The following is a 23,200-nucleotide window of genomic DNA, read 5'->3' as shown; positions in this document are numbered from 1 at the left end:
GTACAGAGGCTGCTGAATTAGTTGATATGATTCAGCGTTATCAGAATGATACGGAAATTCTGCAAAAAGATAAGTGGAAAAGCCGGCCCACGCGCTACCGCTTTTTTGAAAATCTGATCCACCTATTTAGTCCGCTAATATAGCGTAATAAAATTAAACCAAGGAATTGCAATGGGCACTAGGGAATGCTGGAATTCTGGAGAATGATTTCCAGTGCCGTGTCATAGAACGCGCTGATCAAATTTGAAAAAGACAGTTGGAACGGATAAATCATATAGACATCGATCGATTGCAGTTCCCATTCGGGCAAGACCGGCACAATCACCCCTTCTTTCAATTCGCCGGAACAGATTATCTGTTTCGGCATAATGCCGACACCCAGACCCCGGAGTATGTAATCTTTGCTTATTTGAAAATTATTAACTCTGGCCCTGACCATTGGCGAGATATCGTAGCGTTTTTTGCCTTTGGTAAGAGTCGATTTTCGTGGCTGTCCATAATAGTCGAAATCGATGAAAGGCAGTTTGTTCAGTTGTGAAGGCACCGTCAACGGCTCGGCAAGCCCGTCCACGAATTCTTTCGAAGCGCAAAGAAAGCAATCCAACTCGAAGGCTTTGCGGGCAATGAGTGTCGAACTTTGCAGAGGCCCGATACCGAATACGACATCGTACCCATCCTTAATGGGATGCACCATTTCGTCCACCAAGCGAAGCTCAAGCTGGGATTTGGGATAACGCTGCAAAAAACTCCCTCCTACCCGCGCCGCATAATCAATTCCCATGAATATGGGCAGGGCTGCCCTTAGCTCCCCCTGAGGCTCCTGTTTGTTGCCTTCTATCAAGGCGCTCACATCATTTGCTTCAGCCAGTATCTTGAGACTGTGGCTGTAGACTTGCTGTCCGATGTCAGTCACTGTTATCTGGTGGGTGTTTTTGCGTAATAATTTAACCCCCAGATCCGATTCCAGCTTGCTGATCTTGCGGCTCACGGTTGATTTCGGCATGCCGAGCAAAGTGGCCGCCTTTGAGAGGTTACGACATTCCACCAGCTTGCCGAAGACAATCAAGGCATCCAGATTAAAATTCAAATTTTGTTTCATAGCCCAGATAGCTCAATCAGTTTGTTTGGTGTGTTTTGGCTGTTCCATTTATGCAACAGCGTGTTGATATTTAATCTCTATTTCCGATTATGACGCAAGTGTACTATAAGCAGCACACCTACAGGCACAGACAACATAATAAGAAGGGGGACCCTATGAGTAGGGAGCCACTCATCACAAAACCGGAATCCGGTTACTGGACTGATGCTTACCCGGAGCTGGGGCGCGGTCCAATATCACTGGACGATTGTGTCTCACCGGAATTCTATGAGAAGGAGCGTGAGCATATATTTAAAAAAAACTGGTTGTATGTCGGCCGGGTGGAACAGTTACCGAAACCGGGAAGTTACTTTACCCGTGAGCTGAAAGTGCTGGATACCTCCGTTTTAATCGTAAAGGGAAACGACGAGGTTGTTAGGGCATTCCATAACATTTGTCCCCATCGCGGCAACAAACTGATGTGGAAGGATGACCCCTTTCTGGAAACCGAAGGCACTGCTCCGCGTTTGTATTGCCGTTTTCACGGTTGGCGTTATAACCTTGATGGGTCATTGATTTCCCCTACGCGAAAGGATTTGCTGCTGGATTTCGAGCCCGGCAGTTGCTCTGTCCCCCTGATTCAGTGCGAGGTGTGGGAAGGGTTTATTTTTATTAACCTGAATCGTGATAATACGGAATCGGTGAAGGATTTTTTAGGCGAGTTCGCCAGCGGGGTGGAAGGCTACCCATTTAAGGGGCCGCACCAGGTTTATAAGTTCAGAGCCGAGATACAGTGTAATTGGAAAATTTTTATGGACGGCTTCGCTGAGAGCTACCATGGACCCTATCTGCACGCCGGTACGTTCAAAGCACTATCCCAGCTTGCCCAGCTTGATTCACCGAATCCCTACACCGACGCGCTGGCTTTTGATTTGAAAGGACTGCACCGGATGTTTTCTTTTTACGGTGAACCCTCAAAGCAGACGCCGTATTCGTTACCGATTGAACAATTAGCGCAATCCGGCGCTGCAGGCCCCTGGAATAAAAAAGCCATTGCGACACCATTACCCAAAGGTTTAAATCCGACGCGATCAGATACCTATGGTTTCGATTCATTCCAGTTTTTTCCCAATTTTGTTTTGATCTTTTCCTCCTCCGGGTTTACCACCCATGCGCATTGGCCGACCGGCCCGCATTCACATATCGTCGAGGTCGATATGTATTTCCGGCCACCGACCACCCATCGGGAAAGAATTGCGCAGGAGCTCACGGTCTCTTTTCTTAATGATGTTCTGTTGGAGGATTCCAGTCCGCTTGAAGGCATGCAGGCCATGTTGAATAGCGGGGCGCTGAAAGAATTTCATGCCAATGATGAAGAGATTCTGGTACGGCATCTGCACAAAGTGGTGCAGGATTACGTCGCTGCTGCAGAGCGGGAAAAACAAAAGGAACCAAGTGTATGAGCGGATTACTGCCTGAGGCATTCAAGGATCTGGAATATTTGGTTCCGGAGTGGTCCATAAGAGACGGACACCAACGCTATGTTAAGCGCGTCAATAGCAGCATAGAGGAGTTACGCGCATTCTATGATGTTATGTTTCCCCGTGGGCAAGCGGCGATAGACTTTATTGATCAATTTGAATATAGCGAAGCGCTGACGGAGGACGTTTCCAATTTGCGTGATTTGCTTTATACCCTGATCACGGTGGCCATTGCCGTGGAGGTTTGGCGGCAACCCCGGGTAAGAAATTCCGCTAATACCATCCTGACCCGATTGGCTTAGGGGCGGTTATTCTGTTTCTTTGAGGTGGGCATTATGGCGCTAAAAATAATAAACAAAACGCCGCATATCGGCAGTGAAATAGACGCCGATATTGACACGCTACTCAGCGGCTCTGAATCACAGAACATACGCAATATCCTTGAACAGCGCGGTGTGATCTATTTTCGTGGACTGGATTTTAACGACCAGCAACAGGTTGCTTTTGCCAAAACCTTAGGTCAGACAGTGGCCTCGGAAGGTGAGGACGGCATTTATAAAATCTCACTGGATGAAGCGGTCAATGCTCGTGCGAAATATTTGCAGGGATCGCTTTTTTGGCATTTTGACGGCTCGTTGCAACCTTATCCCAATCTGGCAGCATTGTTGAGAGCCATACAGCTTTCCGATAGCGGTGGACAAACCGAATTTTGCAACACGTACAGCGCCTATGAACAACTATCCGATCAAGACAAAAGGAACCTTGAGCACCTGCGTGTGGTGCACAGTGCTGAGCGATCACAGTATTACGTCACCCCGGAAATGAGTTACGAAGAAGTCAAATTGTGGCAGCAGTCACCAACCAAATCCTGCCCTCTGGTATGGAGGCATAAGTCCGGACGTAAATCATTATTGGTTGGTGCAACGGCGGATTATGTAGAGGGGTTTGGCGTGGAAGAAAGCCGCGCTTTGCTCGCCCGTCTGCGTGATTGGTGCACACAGGAAAAGTTTGTTTATCGACATGAGTGGCAGCGGGGTGATCTTCTTATCTGGAGTAATACCGGAACCTTGCATAGGGCTTTACCCTATGAAATGGGCAGTGGTCGCCTGATGCACCGAACCATTCTGGCTGGCGAAGAAGCGTTGCTCTGACATCGGCCCGTTGCGGGAACTATAGGAAATCGCCGTGTGTTGGAAGTAGAGACCGAACATCGAGAAATAAGCATCAGAATAGAATGCAAAACTTAAGAAATGACCAGGAGAGGGAAAAATGAATAAACCGGACAGTATGCGTATTCCCCCGATTACTCATGATCAGTGGACGGACGAAGTGCGCGATATTTTGAGCGCATTTTCGGAGACATTCGGTAGGCTCGGCTTGGGTGGTGATGAAAGCGAGAAAGATAATTTGTCGCCGGTGCTTTCTTGCGTTTTGCAGCACCCCGCGCTGGCTAGGGTATTCTTCCCCTTTGCCCGTTATTTGCTGATGGAAACCACCCTGGATAATCGGGTTCACGAATTAATTGTGTTACGGGTTTCATGGTTGTGGCGCTCGGAGTATGAGTGGGCGCAACACTCGATGATGGCGGTTAATAACGGTGTGTTTTCGCAAGCGGATATAGAAAGGATCACTCAAGGGGTGAATGCCGGACCCTGGTCCGAGCAAGAGACCCATTTGCTGAGTGCAATCGATCAGCTGAGGGAATCAACCCGCATTGATAATCAACTGTGGGATGCGCTGGCAGGTCATTTTGATCGTAAACAACTTATCGATATTATTTTTCTTATTGGTGGCTATATCCTGGTAGGCATGTATCTAAATACGTTTGGTGTTCCTCTTAAGGACGGCATGAAAGGGTTTGACCAGCAGTCAACCGGGGGGCAGGAATAATGAATACGGCGAGTTCAGAGCCACTTTATTATGACCCTTACAAAGAAGAAATCTGGCAAGACCCTTATCCTGTCTTTCGTCGCTTGCGAAACGAGGCGCCGGTTTACTACAACGAGGAATACGACTTTTATGCCGTCAGTCGTTACGACGATGTGGTGAAAGGCATGCGAGATGCGAAGACCTTCAGTTCTGCAAGGGGTAACGTTCTGGAAATAATCAAGTCCGGGTTTGAGTTTCCACGCGGTATTTTTATTATGGAAGATCCGCCGAGTCATACGGTGCATCGCAATGTTTTGTCGATGTTGTTCTCACCAAAAAACATGAGCGTGCTGGAACCGAAGATCCGCGAGTTCTGTAAATTCTGTCTGGACCCGTTCAAACCAGGCGATCGTTTCGATTTTGTCGGGGATTTGGGGGGGCAGGTGCCAATGCGTGTAATCGGAATGCTGCTGGGAATACCGGACGCTGATTTGCAGGGGGTGCGCGAGATGACCGACGCCAAAATCCGCTCTGAAGCCGGCAAGCCGATGGACGCAGCTACCAGTTTTTCCGACGGTGAAGACTTTGCAGAGTATATCGACTGGCGCATGGAGCATCCGTCGGACGATATTATGACGCAATTGCTTAACACAGAAATCAAGGATGAAACCGGTATCACTCGCAAGCTCAGCCGTGACGAAATCCTGGGTATGGTGACCTTGATGGCGGCTGCTGGCAATGAAACCACCGGGCGTCTGCTAAGCTGGGTTGGTAAAACCCTGGCGGAACACCCGGATCAGCGTCGTGATGTGGCGGATAATCCGGAGTTGATACCGGACATGATTGAAGAAGTGTTGCGTTTTGAACCTCCGGGCGCGCACGCGGCCCGCTACGTTACACGAGACGTAGAAATAGAAGGTATCCTCATTCCCGAGGGCAGCTCGGTTGATTTTATTCTGGCTTCCGCCAATCGTGACGAAACCCGCTTTGAGGACGGTGACACCTTTGATATCTATCGTCGGAAACAGACCCACGTGACGTTTGGCACAGGAATTCACACCTGCATCGGTATGGCGCTCGCGCGGCTGGAAACGCGCATCGCCGTAGAAGAAATATTCAAGCGCTTCAAGGAGTGGGATGTGGATTACCCCAGTGCGGTTTTTTCCTCAACTACCTCTGTTCGAGGTTGGGATTCCTTTCCGGTAGTGATCCGTTAGCTCGCTTATCCCGTTCAAACAACATGCCGGGGATTATCAATTGCTAATTTCAGTTGCGCAATTTCCAGCAAGGTCGAGGTTAGCCGGGTATCGAACGCAATCTCATCTTGCTGGATTTGGTCGCATAGCCGTTGATTGATCTCGCTGCAAGCCTGTTGTGTCTGCTCTTCGGTCGTAGGGATAACCGTTGCACTTGCGCATTCGGGTAACCGTGTCCATAGTAAAATCCGCTCTTGCATGACAAATTGATTTGCTTGCAACAGCTCCCGCTGCACGATCGCAAGCACGTTGCCAGCAACCCGCCGGTAAAACGCATCGGCTTTCGCATCGGTCACCGGTTCACGCAAATACGATTCCACTGCATCCAACAATTCAATTCGGGTCGGTCGGTTCAATGGCATTCGGTTTGCTCCGCTATGGCGTGCAAGATCTGCATCATATCGTATTCGGTTTCCGCCACCCGTCGGCCGATGGCAGCGCGTTCGACGCTGCGCACCTGGCCGCGCAAATGGGCATACGCCTGATATTGACAGATTACGCCCCACTTCAGATTGGCGAACAGTTCCCAGTAGCGCACCCGGTTTGCGTCAATCTCCTGGCCTGAAAGCGTGGCATAACACTGGAACAGATCGTTGCGCTCGCCGAACCCCCCGACCGGCTTGTGCGGTCTGCTGAAGCGCCAGGCCCGGCAACAAAGCCAACCGATGTCTTCCATCGGATCACCCAGATGACACAGCTCCCAGTCCAGTACGCCGTTCAAACCGGCTTTCGTCACCAGCAAATTGCCCAGACGAAAATCCCCGTGTACTAACGCCGGCGCAGGGCAAGCCGGGATGTGGCGTTGTAACCAGTGGAACGCCAAGCTGAAAACCGGCAGGGCCTCGCCAAAACTCAAATGCAGTTTTTGCAGTTCTTCCAATTGCGTAGCGGCGTCCTGCAGCGGTAGAAAGTTGACTCGGGACAGCGGTGTCTGATGAATGCGAACCAGTGCCTGAGCGCAATGCGCACTCAAGCGGTCGCGGGCGGCGGCGTAGTCTTCGGATTTCAGTATGCGCGGGGCCAGGGATTCGCCTTCCAGCGCTTCCATCAGGTAACCGTTACCCAGCTGCGGATGTTTTTCAAAAATATGCAGCACCGTTGCCACCGGTGCCCCGTTTTCCCCTGCGGCCCGCTGCGCTTTTGCTTCCGCCGTTTTACCCACACCGGTAATGAACTGATCGGACCCGGCGTCCAGGCGCAGAATCAGATTTCGGGCACGGTCGTTGTGATACAGGGCAACAAACCAGGTGGCAGCGGATGCACCGCCGGTTAGCTTGTGACACTCTCCGAAGTGAATCTCTCCGCTGAATAATGCGGCACAGGCGGGGTGCAATGCGCGTTGGATCTGATGGCTGTTCATGCTTAGCAGGCCTTACCAACGGGTTCGTCATTCATTATCTGATCCAGATATTCCGACATGCCATAACCCACCATGCCATCGCACTCAAAGCGGGTCATGGCTTCGGTTATCCGGGTGGTGCGCCATTCCCCTGTGTTGGTCTGGCGGCGGTTACGCAGAGGAATCAAGGCCAGAGATTGGCCGCTGATCTGATAACGTCGCCCGCTTACGGTGGTGATTGTTGCAGTCTGGGATTGGGCCTGCAGGCGGGAATCCAATGTGGATTCCAGCTCGGCGGTGTCTATCAGGTCGTATTGTTGGGGGCCTCCATTGCGACAATCGTACACCATGCCCCAAATATGCTGACGACCGCTGGCCATGGTGACGATGGAAATATTGATCGCCAGCTGGTCGCTGAAGACCATCGGCAACCAGCGGTACCAATATAGATTCTGCCAGTAACGCGGACCCCAGGAATGATCGCGCAGTCCGAAGCCGTTGAGGTCGAACTGCTCATCGCCAATCCCAACCTGGCCGTTGCCGCGCATGTGCTGCTCGTAGTGCCCGCGGGCGAAAGCTTCATCCGGAGCTTCCTCGATCGGCTTGCCGTTGTTGTCCACGGCCTCACCACCATACACCGGAGTAAACCCCTGAAAGGTCAGGTCCAGTTTGGCGTGTACGTGGGGATTATCAGCAAAGGCCTGCTTCGGGTTTTCCATCGCCTGCGGGTCTGCTAATACACAGACCTCACCGGTGTAGGTCACCCGCAAGGTGTGAAGAGGCTTAATGACATCAAAGGCCATTCCACCGGCATTGAGTGCGTCGTTGTTGTCAATGGCGGCGCGCCGAAACATGAATGCAACCCGGCCGTCGGGCAGATAAAAGCAGAAGGACATTTCTGCGTGGCCTTCATTGGGGCGATTTCCCAAGCGGAACCAGCCGCCGATCTTTTGCTGGTGATCGAACAGGTTAAAGTACATGCTTTCATTAAAATTGTGTGCTTTTTCAATGGGGTGCATACCTTCGTCTTGCGCTCGCAAGCGGATGGATGCTTTTTGGCTGAGGTCCATAAAGGGGTTCCTTATTTTTGTTGTTGTTCGCCTGGAGCGTGACCAGTTGGTCATATTAACGCAAGCAGTTGACAATGTTAAGGGCTCGAACGATCAGGTCAAAAATCAGCCAGACAGAAGTCATCTCTTTGCTATACTGATATTCACCAATTAAGTACCCGTAGTTTTAATGGTGAGAGACCTGTCATTGCAGATTCGAATCTGGCTTTGTTCATCCCTTTTTGCATTCGCTTTATGTCTGTCGTCGACATGGACGAGCGGCCGCACTGTTTCCATTCATGTGGTGGATCAGCAGGGGGCGCCAGTGCCTAACGCTGTGATTATGTTGCCCGACGCAGTGCCTGCGCCGATTGCCCCTAAACCGGCCGTGATGGACCAGGTTGAAAGGCAATTCCGGCCCTATGTTCTGACGGTCGGCCGGGGCACGAGTGTGAGCTTTCCCAACAGCGATAATATCCGCCATCACGTGTATTCGTTTTCGTCCCCCAAGGTCTTCGAGTTAAAGCTGTATGCCGGCAAACCGGAAGCGCCGATTCTGTTTGATCGACCGGGCATAGTGGTGCTGGGCTGCAATATACACGACGGCATGGTGGGTTATATTGTTGTCAGCGAGGGCGCGGTGTGGGCGCAGACCGATGAGCAAGGCATCACCACACTGGAGCTGCCCGACGAGGCCACCGAAGTGCGAGTTTGGCATCCGCAACAGAAGGGCAATCTAGCGGCGCTCACCCCGATACTGGTTCCGGATTCACTGCCGGACGACCGGTTTCGTATGCCGTTAACGTTGCGGGCTTCCGAGACACCCGAATCGAAGCCCGATGCCGGTCACAGTTTCAAATATAACCGCTTCAAACGTTATGGCAGCTAAACCGCTTCGCGCAAGAATATTAAAGTTCGTTATCGGGCCACTGCTCGCGGTGACGCTGGCGTTTGGGATTTCAGTTTGGGTGTCAACGTCCCACCATGCGCGGGTTCAGATTGAAAGCGATCTGAATGTTGCTGAAAGTGTACTGAAACAGATGTTGCAAAGTCGCGAGCAGCAACTGGTTTCGTCTGCCGAAGTGTTAACCGCGGATTTCGGGTTTAAACAGGCTGCTGCCAGCGCGGATGAGGCCACGATAAAAAGCGCCTTGTTGAACCAGGGTAATCGCATTGGCGCCGACCTGATGGCGTTGTTGTCGTTGCAGGGTGACTTGATTGCATCGAATCTGGACGCCGAGGTTGTGGGTTTTGATACCGCAGATGTTGTGGAGCGCACCCTGAATCACGGCGGGCTGACGCGGCACCTTTATCTAAACGGCAAGCTATACCAGGTTATTTTGTTGCCGGTGAAAGCGCCCGTTGCGATAGCGGTTGCGATGATTGGTTTTGAAATAAACCAGGCGCTGGCAAACGAACTGAAAGCGTTGACGCTTCAGGATGTGAGCTTTGTTTCTGTCGGCGTGCCTTCCATTACGACATTGCCCGCTGAGTCGCTTGCGGGGGTAGTGAGCCATGCAGCAAAATCCGGTGAACCGATTGCATTGCCCATTTTGGTTCGTCCACAATTTGCTTCCCGGTACTTTCCCCTGAATGATGGTGGCCGGGATCCGATTACGGTTTATTTGTCTGCCTCGGTATCAGATGCCTTCAAAAATTTTGATTTGTTGCAGTTGGAGATTATTGCGATTGCCATGGTCGCCTGCCTGTTAGCACTGCTTGGGTCGGCGGTGATGGCTCGCAATCTGGCTAAACCGCTCAGCCGCCTGGCCAGAACTGCATCGGATATTGCTGCAGGTGACTATCGAAAAAATGTCGAGATAGAAAGTGGTGTAACCGAGATTTTGGAACTGTCTGATGCCTTCAATAGTATGCAGATCGATCTGGCGGAAAGGGAAGCCAGAATCGTGCATCAGGCCCATCATGACCCGCTTACGAACCTAATTAATCGTCAGTACATTATTACCCTGCTACGGGACGCGTTAGACGGGGCTGGTAACGATAATTTCGCCGTGATCTGCCTGAATATTCTGGATTTCAGGGTGGTTAATGACACCTTCGGGCATGTGGTGGGTGATCAGTGTCTGCAACAAATTGGACAGCGGTTGATGAATCTGCCGGTTTCAAATTGCCTGGCTGCGCGGCTGGGAGGCGATGAATTTCTGGTGGCGCTGAATCTGGATTGCAGTCTGGAGCGCGCAGCAGAATATTTGCTGGAAGCACTGTCGCAACCGTATAACATTCACTCGCTGGAAATCACTCTGCGTTTTTCAATGGGGGCGGCACTGGCACCCAAAGACAGCACACAAGCCGACGAACTAGTGCAGAAAGCCAGTATTGCTTTGGATATGGCGCGTCGTGAACAACTCTCAATGGCCATCTATGAGCAACAACTGGAAGAGGAACATCTAACGCGCTTGCGCTTGTTGGCCGATCTGAAAACGGCATTGGCTGATAACGATGGTCAGTTACAAATGCACTATCAGCCTAAAATATTCAGTAGTACGATGCAGGCAACGCGTTTTGAAGCGTTGATCCGCTGGATTCATCCCCAACAAGGTTTTGTGCCGCCGGATTTGTTTATTCCTTTTGCCGAACAGGCGGGTTTGATTGGTGCGGTAACCGATTGGGTGGTGGAAGCCGTGGTCATCCAGATTGCGCAATGGCACCAGCAGGGATTCAACGCGCAGGTGGCAATTAACCTGTCGGCAAAAGACTTATCGCGCCCGCATTTGCTGGACCATATTAATCGCTTGTTGGTGCAAAATCAGCTGCCCGCGAATTCACTGTCCTTCGAAATTACTGAAAGTGAAATAATGCGTGATCCGGAAGAGGCGAACCAGCTGTTATTGAAATTCCGTAAAAACGGATTTGAACTGGCAATCGATGATTTTGGTACCGGCTATTCATCGTTGTCGCAGTTAAAACACATGCCGGTAACTGAGCTGAAAATCGATAAAAGCTTTGTGTTGCAATTAGCGAATCTGGAAAACGATAAAATCATCGTGCAGTCCACCATTAGCCTGGCTCACAGCTTTAATCTGAAGGTGGTGGCAGAAGGTGTGGAAGATGAAGCCTCGTTGGCGCTTCTGCGTAGCTGGGGCTGTGATTGGATTCAGGGGTTCTTTATTAGCAAACCGCTGCCTGCAAAAGAGGTCCTGCCCTGGGTAAATAATTATTCACAGAGCATAGATCCCACTCTCCAGCGCGCAACAACGCAAGGCCTTAAAAAGACTGGTCTATAATCAACGAATGTTGGCTTTTTTTGGACTCTGGAATGCCTTTACCCGTTATCCCGGCAAAACCTTCGATTTTAGTGTGTCTGTGTTCCGTGCTATGTCTGTATGCGGGCGAATCCGCCTTTGCCGGTCAGGGCAAATTGCAGGAGACTGCCGGTGTCACGCAGGTGGAAGGCAGTGGTGGGGGAGGTTTGGTGCCCTGGGCCACGTTGAGTGGCTACGATTCCCGCGACGAAACCGCGTCCGCTGTATTTATGAGCCGGGCCAGCCTGGACGATTACCGTCTGCAAATGTTTGGCGCCAGCGTGAGCCTGTACGACCGGGTGGAAGTCAGCTTGGCGCGGCAAACGTTTGAACTGCGCGATATCCCCTTCGGCCAGCGCGAGATTAACCAACAGATATTGGGTGTGAAAGCCCGCATCGCCGGGGATGTGGTGTACTCGTCGATGCCGCAGATCAGTGCCGGAGTTCAATACAAGGAATTACAGGACGATTTTATTGCCACGGCGGCGGGTGCAGACGATAGCGATCACGGTACCGATTTTTATGTCGCCGCCACCAAGGCGCATTTGGGTGTGTTATTTGGTTATAACCTGGTATGGAATGCAACGCTACGCGCAACCAAAGCCAATCAATTCGGTTTGTTGGGCTTCGGCGGTGATCGCAATGACGATTATGAAATCATGGCTGAAGGGTCGTTGGCGGTTTTACTCAGCCGCAAGTTTGCGTTGGGGGCCGAATACCGGCAAAAGCCGGATAATCTCAGTTTTGCCGAAGAGCAAGACGCATACGATGTCTTTGTGGCTTATATTCCCAATAAACATTTCAACATTACCGGTGCCTGGGTCAACCTGGGTTCCATTGCCGGGGCGAACGATCAAAGCGGTGCCTATCTATCATTAACCGGGTATTTGTGGTGATCAGAATGAAAAAAACAATTCAAGCCATTATGAAAACGGCCATCCTGATATCAGGCGCGCTGTTGTTATCCGCGTGTCAGTCGGTGCAAAATGAAACCACGCTTTATGACGAGCTGGGGGGGTTACCGGCAATCGAAAAGATTGTTGATGGTTTTATTTATGAGGTGGGCTTCGATGAGCAGATTGTGCAGCATTTTGAACAGACGGATCTGGATCGTTTTCGCAGCAAACTGATAGAACAGATATGCGAAGTCAGTGACGGCCCCTGCCAATACAGTGGTGATTCTATGCTGGATGTCCATGCCAATATGGATATCAACGAATCCGAGTTCAATCGCACAGTGGATCTACTGATCATGTCCATGGAAAAACACGGCATTCCCCAAACGACGCAGAATAAGTTGCTGTCCAGGCTGGCGCCGCTAAGGCCCGATATCATTTACCATTAGGTGAAACCCGGTATCGAAAATCACCATGGCGGATAATCAAACGCTAGTTGAATAATGCCCGATAAGACAGCGCTTCGCTCAGATGGACTTTGCTGATCTGCTCCGCTTGTGCCAGATCTGCCAGAGTGCGGGCCACCTTCAAAATTCGGTGATAGCCTCGGGCTGAGAGGCCCAGCCGGTTGACGGCTTGTAACGCAAAGCCGCTATCGGCGTCACTCAGCTGACAAAATGCATTCAGTTGTTTCGAGTTCAAATCGTGATTGGCACAACCTTGGCGTTGCAACTGAATCGCTCGCGCGCAGGTCACGCGATCACGCACCTCGTCGCTGGACTCCCCATGCTCCGGCTTTTGCAAATCACTGATGGGCAGGGCATCGACCTGGATGTGCATATCGATACGATCCAGTAGCGGGCCGGATAGTTTGCTTTGATACTTGCTGCAACATTGTTGTGGGTTGGTGCAACCTTCTGGCGGCTGTTTCGGATGGCCACACGGGCACGGATTCAATGCTGCGATTAATTGAAAATTAGCCGGATACACGACCTGCTGCGCCGCCCGGGAGATGGCAATTTCACCGGTCTCCAGTGGCTCCCGAAGCACTTCCAGCACTTTGCGCGGAAACTCAGGAAATTCATCCAGAAATAAAACCCCGTTATGGGCTAATGAAATTTCGCCGGGCTTGGGGTTGCTGCCGCCACCGGCCAGCGCAACGCTGGAGGCGGTATGATGGGGTGTCCGAATCGGACGTTGGAATAGCGGTTTCGGGTTGTATTGCGAGACAGAGTGAATGGCGGCGGTTTCCATGGTCTCCGCTTCTGTCATGGGCGGCAATATGCCCGGCAGTCGGGCCGCGAGCATGGATTTCCCGGCCCCCGGCGGCCCCATCATCAGTAAATTGTGCTTGCCTGCGGCCGCCACCTCCAGTGCTCTGCGCGCCAAATGCTGACCTTTTACATCAGCCAGATCCGGATAGCGGGACCACAAATCGTTTTCAACGTCCATACAGCGCGGGTGCGGGCTTAGCAACGCGGGGTTTTTCAGCCGACTGCATACCTGTAACAAGTGATCGCATGGATAGATCTGGCTGCTGGCGGGCAGTGCTGCCTCTGCTGCGTTACGCTGCGGAACAAACAACCCCAGCTTTGCTGCGGTGGCGGCAATGGACGCGGTCAACACCCCTTCCACGGGACGAAGCTCCCCAGACAGCGCCAGCTCCCCGATAAATTCGAACGGCTCGACGCTGGCCAGGGCAATTTGCTCTGAAGCTGCCAGAATACCTACAGCGATGGGCAGATCAAAGCGGCCACCGTCTTTGGGCAAGTCGGCGGGAGCAAGGTTAATGGTGATACGGCGTTGGGGAAAATCAAAACCGGCATTGAGGATGGCACTGCGGACCCGTTCTTTGCTTTCCCGCACGGCTGCATCCGGTAATCCCACCATATTAAAGGCGGGCAATCCGTTTGAAAGATGAACTTCGACTGTTACCTGAGGGGCATTCATACCCACACGGGCGCGGGTTTGTACGATGGCAAGTGGCAAAGGTAAATCCTTGAGTCAATATTACATATAGACACGACCATGTTAAAAATCAGCGCGGACAGGTCAGCTTCAGATCACATTGATTCGGAACAGGACTAGCCGGTTGTTTGCCGCCTTCCAGCACCGTTTGCATTTCCAGAAGGGTGTTCTGAATGGCCGGTGTATTCGGGCTGAGCCTGTTTGCACATTGCGCCGCCTGCACGGCAAGCGTCGGGCAGTCCAATGCGTCCAGGGTATAGGCAAAGTTATTCCAGCCTTCGGCAAATTCAGGATCCAGCTTCAGTAGCGCCAGGAAGCGCGTTTTGGCGTCCCGGGGCTTATCTTTCTGCAGTAGGTAATTGCCCATAGCAAACTGTGTCATGGGTCGTTCCGGCCAGCGTTTAACCGCAGCGGCATACGCCGGGTATGCGGCTCCTTCCGGCCCGGTTGCCTCCAGGTCCGACGCGGCTTTCAGAAAGGCTAAGGGCGTTGCTGTCGCCGGTATTTGGTGCGCGGGTAAAATGACGCGGCCCCAGCGTTGGCTGCGTAACCAGGTGGTGTTGAACAAGCGCATTCCGGTGATCAGTCGTGGATGCTCGCCGGAGCGTAGAATGAAACTGCGGGTATCCAGGTCAAAGCCGACGACGACGGCAAAATGCCACTTTTTATACCAACTGACTCCGAGGTTCTGAAGTGTGACCACCGGGTGTCCGGCTGCCACTTCCAGCATCAGGTCTTCCGGGGTGTTTACGGGATAACTGATAAAGCCTTGGCGGCGGATTGCCGCGTCCATTTCGGCGGGAAAGCTGCCGTTGGCATCGGGGGTGAAGACGGTGGGTGCCAGACGTTGCGGCGTTATATCGGCGCCATAGTAGTTCATTACCATGGCTAAAGAGGCGGGGCCACATTGATAATCGTCCTGCAACAAAAAAGGGGTCGCGGCTATTTCCGCGTGATTCAGGCCGGTTATTCGTTGCGAATCCAGCGTGAGGGGAGGGCTGAAGGAGCAGCCTGCTGTCAGCAGTACCATGACCGTGAGCACCAGGCTGATATCAGGCTTCAAACTGCGCCTAGTCAGTATTGATTGGCTTGATTGCCGGGAAAATGTTTGTGGTGCCCAGTAAATCCAGGACCACCAGTACGACGAAAACCAGTATTACCACACCCACGACGCTGGAGCCACCCGCTTGCATATCTTCCACTTGCTGATTAAAGGCAGTGAGTTCTTCTGCGGTCATGCTATCGACTCGGGATTGAACTACTGCGGGGTCGACGCCCATACGAGTCATGGTTTCAACGGCTTGGGGTTCCGACAGTCGCGATATCAATTGTTGACGGTCGTGGGAAAGCAGTTGTTGGTCGACTATCTGCCCAGTGCTAACAAAAGCCGCTTGAGCTGTGGAGTGGGTAAAGCCGATTAATACCATCATGGTAATCAAAAGGCGCGCCATATTTCGTTGTGTGGAACTGAATCGACTCACGTGATTCTCCTCTACCGTTGCCAACATTAATTTCATAAAGCGGCCTCAAAGCTCTGTGATGAGGCCTCTTTTTCGGAAAGGTCAGTAAAATTATCTAAATGTCGTCAGAGTAAAGTATCGACGGAAGTTACTTTTTTTATATTTTAGGGCGCAAAGTCCATTTGCTGATTGAGCTATTGTTGTTCGACACCCGTTTCCAACGTGCGTTCCAATTGGTCCAGCTTCTTCTCCATGGCTTCCAATCGGGCACGGGTGCGGGCCAGAACTTTGGTTTGAACGTCAAACTCTTCACGGGAGACCAAGTCCATTTTGGACATGGATTCTTTGATGACGGCGGACAGGTTGTGCTTCAGATCGGCGCCGATTTCCCCGATATCCTGAGGCATTCGCTCCGATATCAACTCTAAAATTCGGTTTACTAAGTTTTCCTGACGGTTCATGATGGCTCCTTCATGATGGTGCCGTGAGTGTATCACGGTGCAACCGGATTTCGCCAAAGGCACTATGCTGGTGTGGGTTGCACCAAATTGAAGCCTCTATTTAGCGCAGCGTGCTTGATTTTGGTGCGCTATAATGGTGCGATCATGACAACTTTCTTGCCATGTTTTATGGTTAACCCTTTGATTATAAGCAATTAATACTAATAGGCATGGTTTGTGCTATCCACAATGCATGTTCCGCGATTGGGCAGCGTGCTGGGTGTTTGCACTGAATTGCGAATAATTAACGGGACCATAGCAACTTTCGCTTTCGAGCATTAATAGGAGATGTTCTATGAAACTGGTTACTGCTGTAATCAAGCCATTCAAACTGGATGACGTGCGTGAAGCATTGTCAGAAATTGGGGTTCAGGGAATTACCGTTACCGAGGTCAAGGGGTTTGGGCGTCAAAAAGGCCATACCGAATTGTACCGGGGTGCGGAATATGTAGTCGACTTCTTGCCAAAGGTAAAAATTGAAGTTGCCACATCCGATGACCTGCTGGATCAGGTGATTGAATCGATTAGCAAAGCAGCCAACACCGGCAAAATCGGTGACGGCAAAATCTTTGTTACGCCATTGGAGCAGGCAATTCGCATTCGTACCGGTGAAACGGGAACTGATGCGATCTAACACTTAAAGCTTAAAAATCCATGCCTATTACTTTCTAATTTTGCGGAGGCAAGACCGTGGAAAACCAAATTTTTCATCTCCAATATGCGATGGACACCTTCTATTTTCTGGTGTGCGGCGCACTTGTTATGTGGATGGCAGCAGGCTTCGCCATGCTCGAATCCGGTTTAGTCCGATCGAAGAATACAACCGAAATCCTAACCAAGAACGTGGCGTTGTTCGCCATCTCGTGCATCATGTATCTGGTGTGTGGTTATTACATTATGTACGACGGATCCCTATTCCTGTCCGGCATAGCTGATGTCGACGTGACCTCGGTTCTGGGCGACTTTGCAGCTCGCGAAGACGGCTTTGAAGGAGGCTCTATTTACTCCGGCGCATCCGACTTTTTCTTCCAGGTGGTGTTCGTAGCAACCGCCATGTCGATCGTATCCGGCGCAGTTGCTGAGCGTATGAAGCTTTGGGCTTTCCTGGCTTTTGCGGTTGTTATGACTGGCTTCATTTATCCGATGGAAGGTGCCTGGACCTGGAATGGCGCTGATGTATTTGGTATTTACAATCTGGGTGACCTAGGGTTTTCAGATTTTGCAGGCTCCGGTATCGTTCACCTCGCCGGTGCGACTGCCGCTTTAGCCGGTGTCATTCTGCTGGGCGCACGTAAAGGCAAATACGGCCCTAACGGTGAAGTGCATGCGTTTCCCGGTGCCAACCTGCCACTGGCAACCCTGGGCACGTTTATTCTGTGGATGGGTTGGTTCGGATTCAACGGTGGTTCGGTTCTGAAGCTGGGCGATATTGCTAACGCCAATGCGGTCGCCATGGTGTTCCTGAATACCAACACCGCAGCAGCCGGCGGCGCAGTTGCTGCCCTGATTACCGCCCGTCTGTTGTTCGGTAAAGCGGATCTGACCATGTTATTGAACGGGGCGCTGGCTGGCCTGGTTGCTATCACGGCTGAGCCTTCCACTCCCACTGCCCTGCAGGCTACTCTGTTTGGTGCCGCCGGTGGTGTGTTGGTTGTGTTCAGTATCCTGTTCCTGGATAAGCTGAAGATTGACGACCCGGTCGGTGCGATCTCAGTACACGGAACCTGTGGTCTGTTGGGTCTGTTGCTGGTGCCTCTGACTAATAGCGATGTGTCGTTCTCGGGCCAGTTAATCGGTGCTGCGACGATCTTTGTCTGGGTATTCGTCGCCTCCATGATCGTTTGGGGACTCTTGAAAGCCGTGCTAGGTATCCGGATTTCGGAAGAGGAAGAATACGAGGGTGCGGATCTGTCAGAGTGTGGCATGGAAGCGTATCCCGAGTTTGTCAGTAGCGGTAAATAGTCGCTGACCGTGTTGTTACAAAGAAAGGCTCCTTAGGGAGCCTTTTTTCATTGTGTATCTGCTTTGTATTATTTTGGATTGTTCTTCTGCTCATTATTTGACAGGCTATAATTGCTTTTATAGTGTTCAGTTTCACATGTACATTTAGGAAGCAATTTGGTGAAAATTACAATATTGGCATGGGTCAGCCTGCTATTGGTGGTCAATGCTCAAGCCGAAGTCTATCGTTGGGTGGATGATGACGGGCGGGTTCATTTTGGCGATCAAGCTCCCCAGTCGGATCAGGTAGAAGCGCTGGATCTGCCCCAATCGGAAGCGCCGAAGCCAACCCAATCCGATGAAGCCTTTGCGGATGCCCAAAGACAACGCCAGCAACGCATTACCCAGGTGTTGGAAGATGAGCGGTTGGCGAAGGAAAAAATCAGGGCAGACGAGCAGGCAAAAATCGAAAAGCGTAAAAAACAATGCGCCAAGTTTTCCAAGCGGCTTTCCTATTACGAGCCCGGGACACAGTTTTTTGAAGAGAACGACGATGGCAGCCGGCGCTACATGAGCGAAGCTGAAAGTTCGCAGTATTTAAGCGAATTGCAGAAGCAGTACAACGATCACTGTACAAATGGCTAGCCGGAGCCAGCCATCAGAGGGGGTGGGCCTTCAGTGTCTGCTCTACGAAGTTAGTGATCGCTTCATAAATTCGGGCATTGCCAATGCTGCGCGATGAATTTCCAGGTTGTAATAATCCGTTGTAAAACCTTTGTTGGCGGCTTCTTTATCTCTGAAAATTGAAACCGAACCCACCGGGCTGGCCATCGTGCAGGACCACCATCCGGTAGGATAAACAGGCTGCGGGAACGGCAATGTCTGGCACTGATTGAAGCCGGCTGAGCGCATGTCCTGATGAATTTTCTTTATGATGGTATCAGTATGGAGTAAGGGAGACTCGCTCTGCTGAACCAGAATTCCTTCCATTTTCAATGCCTTAAGGCAGTCGCGATAGAAATCCACGGCAAACAACCCTTCCGCCGGTCCGACCGGGTCGGTACTGTCAATAATGATGACATCCAGGCTGCCCGGTTCGCAGTTCTTGATCCAGGCAATACCGTCATCAAACAGTAGCTCGGCGCGGGGATCATCATTGGCATCGCACAGTTGCGGAAACCAGGTTTGCGATGCCCAGGTGACTCGTTCATCGATATCGATCTGGGTGCATTTTTCGATGCTGGGGTGCTTTAAAACTTCACGCAAGGTGCCGCAATCACCGCCGCCGACAATGGCCACTTTTTTCGGGTCCGGGTGGGTGAACAGGGCGGGGTGGGTCATCATCTCGTGATAAAGGAAGTTGTCCCGCTCCGTCAGCATTACGCAGCCGTCCAGCACCATCAGTTTGCCGAAGGTTTTGGTTTGATAGATTTCCAGAAACTGGTATCGGGTTTGTTCTTCGTGCAGTTTTTCGGTGATTTCCAGCCCGAAAGAGGTGCCTTCGTTTCCGAATACTTCTGTGAACCAATTTTGTTTGGTGGCAATCGTCATGTTTCTTGTCTCAATATAGGGGGGGGTGGCCGGCTGGCTGTGGGATACAGGGTCCGCTGTCCGGTGATTGTCCTTCACGCGGCCCCGCTATTATAACCAAGCTTATGAGTATTTAAATGTCTGACCTTTATTGCGAAACTGTCTACAATAGCCAGCCAGTATTTCTCCGATTATTAGCCCGCACAGGAAACCCCGATCTCCATGTCTAAGCCCATCATTGAAACGGCCCGTAACACCTACAGCATTGATAATTGGAGTGAAGGCTATTTCGATATCAATGATCAGGGTGAGGTGGATGTGGGGACCAGTTTGTGTACAGCCCGGGTGTCGTTGCAGGCTATAGTGGCAGCGGCCAGACAAACGGGCTTACGAACGCCGATATTGGTTCGTTTCGTGGATATTCTGCGGGATCGGGTTGCAAAGCTGACGTCGGCTTTTGCCGAGGCCATGGACCGTCTGGAATACGATGCCCAGTACACCGCGGTTTACCCGATAAAAGTAAATCAGCAACGTCGCGTGGTGGAAGAAATTTATAACGGCATTCCCTTGGATGAACGCTGCGGTGTCGGATTGGAAGCTGGAAGCAAGCCGGAGCTGATGGTGGTGCTGGCCATGAGCCGGGAAAATTCGGTGATCGTCTGCAACGGTTACAAGGATCGTGAGTTTGTGCGCCTTGCCCTGATCGGGGAAAAAATGGGGCGTCGGGTTTATATCGTGGTGGAAAAACTCAGCGAACTGAAACTGGTGCTGGATGAAGCACGTGACCTGGATGTAAAGCCACGTATTGGTTTGCGCACCCGGTTGAGTTCGATCGGTAAGGGCAATTGGCAAAATACCGGCGGCGAAAAATCCAAGTTCGGGTTGTCTGCCACGCAAATTCTGGACGTCATCGAAACCCTGCGTGAACAGGACAGTCTGGACCGGTTACAGCTACTGCATTTTCACCTGGGCTCGCAGATCTCCAATATTCGCGATATTCAAAAAGGCATGAAGGAAGCCGCTCGTTATTACTCGGCATTACGTCAGGCCGGCTGCGATGTGAGCGTGGTGGATGTGGGTGGGGGCCTGGGTGTGGATTACGAAGGTACCCGCTCCCGCAGCTTTTGCTCCATGAACTATTCCATGGAAGAGTACGCCTATAACATTCTGGTAGCCCTGCGGGAAATCTGCGCGCAGGACGATCTGCCGTTACCGGATGTGATTTCAGAGTCCGGGCGGGCTCTGACGGCCCATCATGCAGTCCTGGTCAGTAATGTCATCGGGGTGGAAAGCCCGCCGGCCACCAAACCCGCTGAGCCTGACGCGGAAGCACCGGTAGTGTTGCAGGAACTGGCACGCTGTTTTCATCAGATAGAGGGCGCCACACGTAGCCGCTCATTGTCAGAACTGTATTTTGAAGTGGTCTATCGCCTGGGCGAAGCACAGGACATGTATACCCACGGGGTGTTAACTCTGGAACAAAAAGCGCAGGCCGAGCAAATTTACGGAGCCGCCTGTCAGGAGTTACGTAGCAAACTGGATCTTAGCTCCCGTGCACACCGCGATATTCAGGACGAACTGAATGAGAAACTGGCGGATAAGGTGTTTCTCAACTTTTCTTTGTTCCAGTCCATACCGGATGCCTGGGGCATCGATCAGGTTTTTCCGTTGCTGCCAACCAGCGGACTGGACCAACCGTTAACCCGGCGCGGTATCGTGCAGGACATAACCTGTGACTCCGATGGCCGTATTGATCGCTATGTCGATACCAACGACCTGGCGACGAGTTTGCCGCTGCCGGCCGGTAATCCGGAATCCGGAATGTCGATCGCTATTTTCATGGTGGGCGCGTATCAGGAAATACTGGGTGATATGCATAACCTGTTCGGAGATACGGACGCAGTGGATGTGGCGCTGGACAAGCAGGGCGGCTTCCAATTACTGAATACCCTGAAGGGCGATACCGTTGACCATATTCTGCGTTATGTGCAATTCGACACAATGCAATTGCAGCAGCAGATTCATGAGCGCTTGTTGCAAACCCAACTGAGCCGTGCAGAACAGGCCGCCTATCTAAAAGAGCTGCGCGAAGGCCTGACCGGTTACACCTATCTGGAATAGTGCTGCCATATTTATTCAATTTTTTGTGAACGTCATGCCAGGAGTCACGACACGATGACATCAACACTCGATCCCAGAACCATTCGTTCCGTGGAACAGGCGAAAGCCATTGTTCAACAACGCGGATTGCGCCATGTCAAAGTGGGCATCACGGATATGGATGGTGTGATCCGGGGTAAATATATGAGCTGGGAAAAATTCTTTTCAGCGCTGGATAAAGGGTTCGGATTTTGCGATGTGGTGGTGGGCTGGGATAGTAACGATCAGCTCTATGAAAATGTGGGTGTGCAGTACACCGGTTGGCAAACCGGATATCCCGATGCCCCGGTGCGGATACTGCCGGAGACCTGCCGTGATGTGTATGGTGAAAACGGCATGCTGTTTTTTCTGGCCGAGTTTGATCACCAGGCCAAGGCGATTTGCCCCCGCGGATTGTTGAACCGCGTGGTCGAAAAAGCGGAAGATATGGGCTTTTATGCACTCTCGGCGTTTGAGTATGAGTTTTTTCTGTTTAACGAGACACCGGAATCCGTGCGCGAAAAAGGCTATCGGAATTTACAGCATTTTACACCGGGCATGTTTGGCTATTCCCTGCTACGTAGTTCTGTCCATGCGCAAATGTATGAAGATTTTCTGGATATGTGCCAGCAAATGAATTTTCCCCTGGAAGGACTGCATACGGAAACCGGACCGGGTGTTTTGGAAGGTGCTTTGGCCGTGGACACGGCGATGAACGCCGCCGATAAGGCCGTGTTGTTCAAAACTTTTACCAAAGTCTGGGCGCAGCGTAATCAGATGATGGCCACCTTTATGGCGAAGTGCTCCAACCAATACCCGGGCCAAAGCGGGCATATTCACATCTCGTTGCGTGATCCGAAAAACACCCCGGTTTTCTTTGAACCCCATGCCAAATACTGTATGAGCCCGCTGCAGCAGCAATTTGTGGCCGGGCAGCAGCGCTATATGCCTGAACTCACGGCGATGTTTGCCCAGACAGTGAATGCCTATAGCCGTATGGTGCCGGGCTTCTGGGCGCCCACTCATGCGACCTGGGGAGTGGAGAACCGAACAACGGCATTGCGCGTAATTCCGGGCTCTGAACAATCTCAGCGTGTTGAATACCGGGTCGGTTCTGCTGATGCCAATCCGTATATTGCCCTGGCAGCCGCATTAGGTTCTGGCCTGATGGGAATCGAACAAGGCTTAAAGCTGGAAGAGCCGGTAACGGGTAACGCGTACGAGCAACAATTCCCGGCGCAGATGGCGTTTCCCACCAACCTGGAAAGCGCCGCTCATGCATTGCAAGGCTCTGCAGTAGCGGAGGCTCTGTTCGGTAAAGAATTCGTCGAGCATTATGCCGCTACCCGAATTTGGGAAGCACAGGAATACCGCAAGCATGTGACTGATTGGGAAATGAAACGTTACTTCGAGATTATATAATCTGAGGCT

General features: G+C 51.6%; 23 protein-coding genes. 14 read left to right on the top strand and 9 right to left on the bottom strand.

The window, feature by feature from the left end; translation table 11 throughout:
• Nucleotides 1-178: 178 nt before the first annotated feature.
• Nucleotides 179-1,099 (bottom strand): LysR family transcriptional regulator, encoded by a 921-nt coding sequence (locus FT643_RS20500; protein ID WP_156873287.1) that lies wholly within the window; start codon nucleotides 1,097-1,099, stop codon nucleotides 179-181.
• 155 nt (nucleotides 1,100-1,254) lie between these two features.
• Here FT643_RS20500 and FT643_RS20495 point away from each other — a divergent pair, with 155 nt between their 5' ends.
• From FT643_RS20495 to FT643_RS20475, 5 genes are all read left to right on the top strand, one after another.
• Nucleotides 1,255-2,541: an aromatic ring-hydroxylating oxygenase subunit alpha gene (locus FT643_RS20495; RefSeq protein WP_156873286.1), complete on the top strand. Its 1,287-nt coding sequence runs from the start codon at nucleotides 1,255-1,257 to the stop codon at nucleotides 2,539-2,541.
• Complete coding sequence (locus tag FT643_RS20490; RefSeq protein ID WP_156873285.1) at nucleotides 2,538-2,861, top strand: hypothetical protein; 324 nt, start codon at nucleotides 2,538-2,540, stop codon at nucleotides 2,859-2,861. Before FT643_RS20495 ends, FT643_RS20490 begins: the two co-directional genes overlap by 4 nt.
• 33 nt (nucleotides 2,862-2,894) lie before the next feature.
• Nucleotides 2,895-3,710 carry a TauD/TfdA dioxygenase family protein gene (locus FT643_RS20485; protein ID WP_156873284.1) on the top strand — a complete coding sequence of 272 codons (816 nt, stop codon included), beginning with the start codon at nucleotides 2,895-2,897 and terminating at the stop codon, nucleotides 3,708-3,710.
• Between the two features lie 118 nt (nucleotides 3,711-3,828).
• Nucleotides 3,829-4,449 (top strand): carboxymuconolactone decarboxylase family protein, encoded by a 621-nt coding sequence (locus FT643_RS20480; RefSeq protein WP_156873283.1) that lies wholly within the window; start codon nucleotides 3,829-3,831, stop codon nucleotides 4,447-4,449.
• The gene (locus FT643_RS20475; RefSeq protein ID WP_156873282.1) at nucleotides 4,449-5,645 is read left to right on the top strand and encodes a cytochrome P450; all 1,197 of its coding nucleotides are present in this window, start codon (nucleotides 4,449-4,451) and stop codon (nucleotides 5,643-5,645) included. Before FT643_RS20480 ends, FT643_RS20475 begins: the two co-directional genes overlap by 1 nt.
• Nucleotides 5,646-5,659: 14 nt before the next feature.
• Here the strand turns inward: FT643_RS20475 and FT643_RS20470 are convergent, their stop codons facing one another.
• From FT643_RS20470 to FT643_RS20460, 3 genes are read right to left on the bottom strand one after another with little or no spacing between them, the layout of a single operon-like run.
• Complete coding sequence (locus FT643_RS20470) at nucleotides 5,660-6,046, bottom strand: DUF6285 domain-containing protein (protein WP_156873281.1); 387 nt, start codon at nucleotides 6,044-6,046, stop codon at nucleotides 5,660-5,662.
• Nucleotides 6,037-7,044, bottom strand: coding sequence for a phosphotransferase family protein (locus FT643_RS20465; RefSeq protein ID WP_156873280.1), 1,008 nt, complete (start codon nucleotides 7,042-7,044; stop codon nucleotides 6,037-6,039). The genes FT643_RS20470 and FT643_RS20465 overlap by 10 nt, the downstream gene beginning before the upstream one ends.
• Nucleotides 7,045-7,046: 2 nt before the next feature.
• Nucleotides 7,047-8,093, bottom strand: a complete 1,047-nt coding sequence (locus FT643_RS20460) for a DUF7064 domain-containing protein (protein WP_156873279.1) — start codon at nucleotides 8,091-8,093, stop codon at nucleotides 7,047-7,049.
• A gap of 304 nt (nucleotides 8,094-8,397) precedes the next feature.
• On the opposite strand from FT643_RS20460, the gene FT643_RS20455 reads away from it, so the two are divergent.
• The 4 genes from FT643_RS20455 to FT643_RS20440 are packed head-to-tail and all read left to right on the top strand — an operon-like array spanning nucleotide 8,398 to nucleotide 12,680.
• Nucleotides 8,398-8,961, top strand: a complete 564-nt coding sequence (locus tag FT643_RS20455) for a methylamine utilization protein (protein WP_156873278.1) — start codon at nucleotides 8,398-8,400, stop codon at nucleotides 8,959-8,961.
• Complete coding sequence (locus tag FT643_RS20450; RefSeq protein ID WP_198043764.1) at nucleotides 8,951-11,317, top strand: putative bifunctional diguanylate cyclase/phosphodiesterase; 2,367 nt, start codon at nucleotides 8,951-8,953, stop codon at nucleotides 11,315-11,317. Before FT643_RS20455 ends, FT643_RS20450 begins: the two co-directional genes overlap by 11 nt.
• 32 nt (nucleotides 11,318-11,349) lie before the next feature.
• The gene (locus FT643_RS20445; protein ID WP_156873276.1) at nucleotides 11,350-12,231 is read left to right on the top strand and encodes a DUF3034 family protein; all 882 of its coding nucleotides are present in this window, start codon (nucleotides 11,350-11,352) and stop codon (nucleotides 12,229-12,231) included.
• 5 nt (nucleotides 12,232-12,236) lie between these two features.
• Nucleotides 12,237-12,680 (top strand): group I truncated hemoglobin, encoded by a 444-nt coding sequence (locus FT643_RS20440; RefSeq protein WP_198043762.1) that lies wholly within the window; start codon nucleotides 12,237-12,239, stop codon nucleotides 12,678-12,680.
• Nucleotides 12,681-12,723: 43 nt separating this feature from the next.
• Here the strand turns inward: FT643_RS20440 and FT643_RS20435 are convergent, their stop codons facing one another.
• The 4 genes from FT643_RS20435 to FT643_RS20420 form a co-directional block, all read right to left on the bottom strand.
• Nucleotides 12,724-14,220, bottom strand: coding sequence for a YifB family Mg chelatase-like AAA ATPase (locus FT643_RS20435; RefSeq protein ID WP_156873275.1), 1,497 nt, complete (start codon nucleotides 14,218-14,220; stop codon nucleotides 12,724-12,726).
• A 49-nt stretch (nucleotides 14,221-14,269) separates the two neighbouring features.
• Complete coding sequence (locus FT643_RS20430) at nucleotides 14,270-15,262, bottom strand: PA2778 family cysteine peptidase (protein ID WP_156873274.1); 993 nt, start codon at nucleotides 15,260-15,262, stop codon at nucleotides 14,270-14,272.
• A 7-nt stretch (nucleotides 15,263-15,269) separates the two neighbouring features.
• On the bottom strand, nucleotides 15,270-15,680 hold the full coding sequence (locus FT643_RS20425; protein WP_198043760.1) for a PA2779 family protein: 411 nt from the start codon (nucleotides 15,678-15,680) through the stop codon (nucleotides 15,270-15,272).
• Between the two features lie 173 nt (nucleotides 15,681-15,853).
• A complete protein-coding gene (locus FT643_RS20420; RefSeq protein ID WP_156873272.1) occupies nucleotides 15,854-16,120 on the bottom strand; it encodes an accessory factor UbiK family protein in 267 nt (88 codons plus the stop codon).
• Nucleotides 16,121-16,454: 334 nt separating this feature from the next.
• Here FT643_RS20420 and glnK point away from each other — a divergent pair, with 334 nt between their 5' ends.
• The 3 genes from glnK (at nucleotide 16,455) to FT643_RS20405 (ending at nucleotide 18,745) form a co-directional block, all read left to right on the top strand.
• Nucleotides 16,455-16,793: a P-II family nitrogen regulator gene (glnK, locus tag FT643_RS20415; RefSeq protein WP_156873271.1), complete on the top strand. Its 339-nt coding sequence runs from the start codon at nucleotides 16,455-16,457 to the stop codon at nucleotides 16,791-16,793.
• 89 nt (nucleotides 16,794-16,882) lie between these two features.
• Nucleotides 16,883-18,121 carry an ammonium transporter gene (locus FT643_RS20410; protein ID WP_156873290.1) on the top strand — a complete coding sequence of 413 codons (1,239 nt, stop codon included), beginning with the start codon at nucleotides 16,883-16,885 and terminating at the stop codon, nucleotides 18,119-18,121.
• Between the two features lie 159 nt (nucleotides 18,122-18,280).
• Nucleotides 18,281-18,745 (top strand): DUF4124 domain-containing protein, encoded by a 465-nt coding sequence (locus FT643_RS20405; protein WP_198043758.1) that lies wholly within the window; start codon nucleotides 18,281-18,283, stop codon nucleotides 18,743-18,745.
• Between the two features lie 42 nt (nucleotides 18,746-18,787).
• On the opposite strand, the gene speE is transcribed toward FT643_RS20405, so the two are convergent.
• Entirely contained in the window at nucleotides 18,788-19,651 is an 864-nt protein-coding gene (speE, locus tag FT643_RS20400; RefSeq protein ID WP_156873269.1) for a polyamine aminopropyltransferase, read from the bottom strand.
• A 201-nt stretch (nucleotides 19,652-19,852) separates the two neighbouring features.
• On the opposite strand from speE, the gene speA reads away from it, so the two are divergent.
• On the top strand, nucleotides 19,853-21,751 hold the full coding sequence (speA, locus tag FT643_RS20395) for a biosynthetic arginine decarboxylase (protein WP_156873268.1): 1,899 nt from the start codon (nucleotides 19,853-19,855) through the stop codon (nucleotides 21,749-21,751).
• 54 nt (nucleotides 21,752-21,805) lie between these two features.
• The gene (locus tag FT643_RS20390) at nucleotides 21,806-23,191 is read left to right on the top strand and encodes a glutamine synthetase family protein (RefSeq protein ID WP_156873267.1); all 1,386 of its coding nucleotides are present in this window, start codon (nucleotides 21,806-21,808) and stop codon (nucleotides 23,189-23,191) included.
• The last annotated feature ends 9 nt before the right edge of the window (nucleotides 23,192-23,200 follow it).

Source organism: Ketobacter sp. MCCC 1A13808 (assembly GCF_009746715.1).
In the GTDB taxonomy this organism is placed as follows: Bacteria; Pseudomonadota; Gammaproteobacteria; order Pseudomonadales; family Ketobacteraceae; genus Ketobacter.
This window is presented reverse-complemented; position numbering and strand designations above follow the sequence as displayed.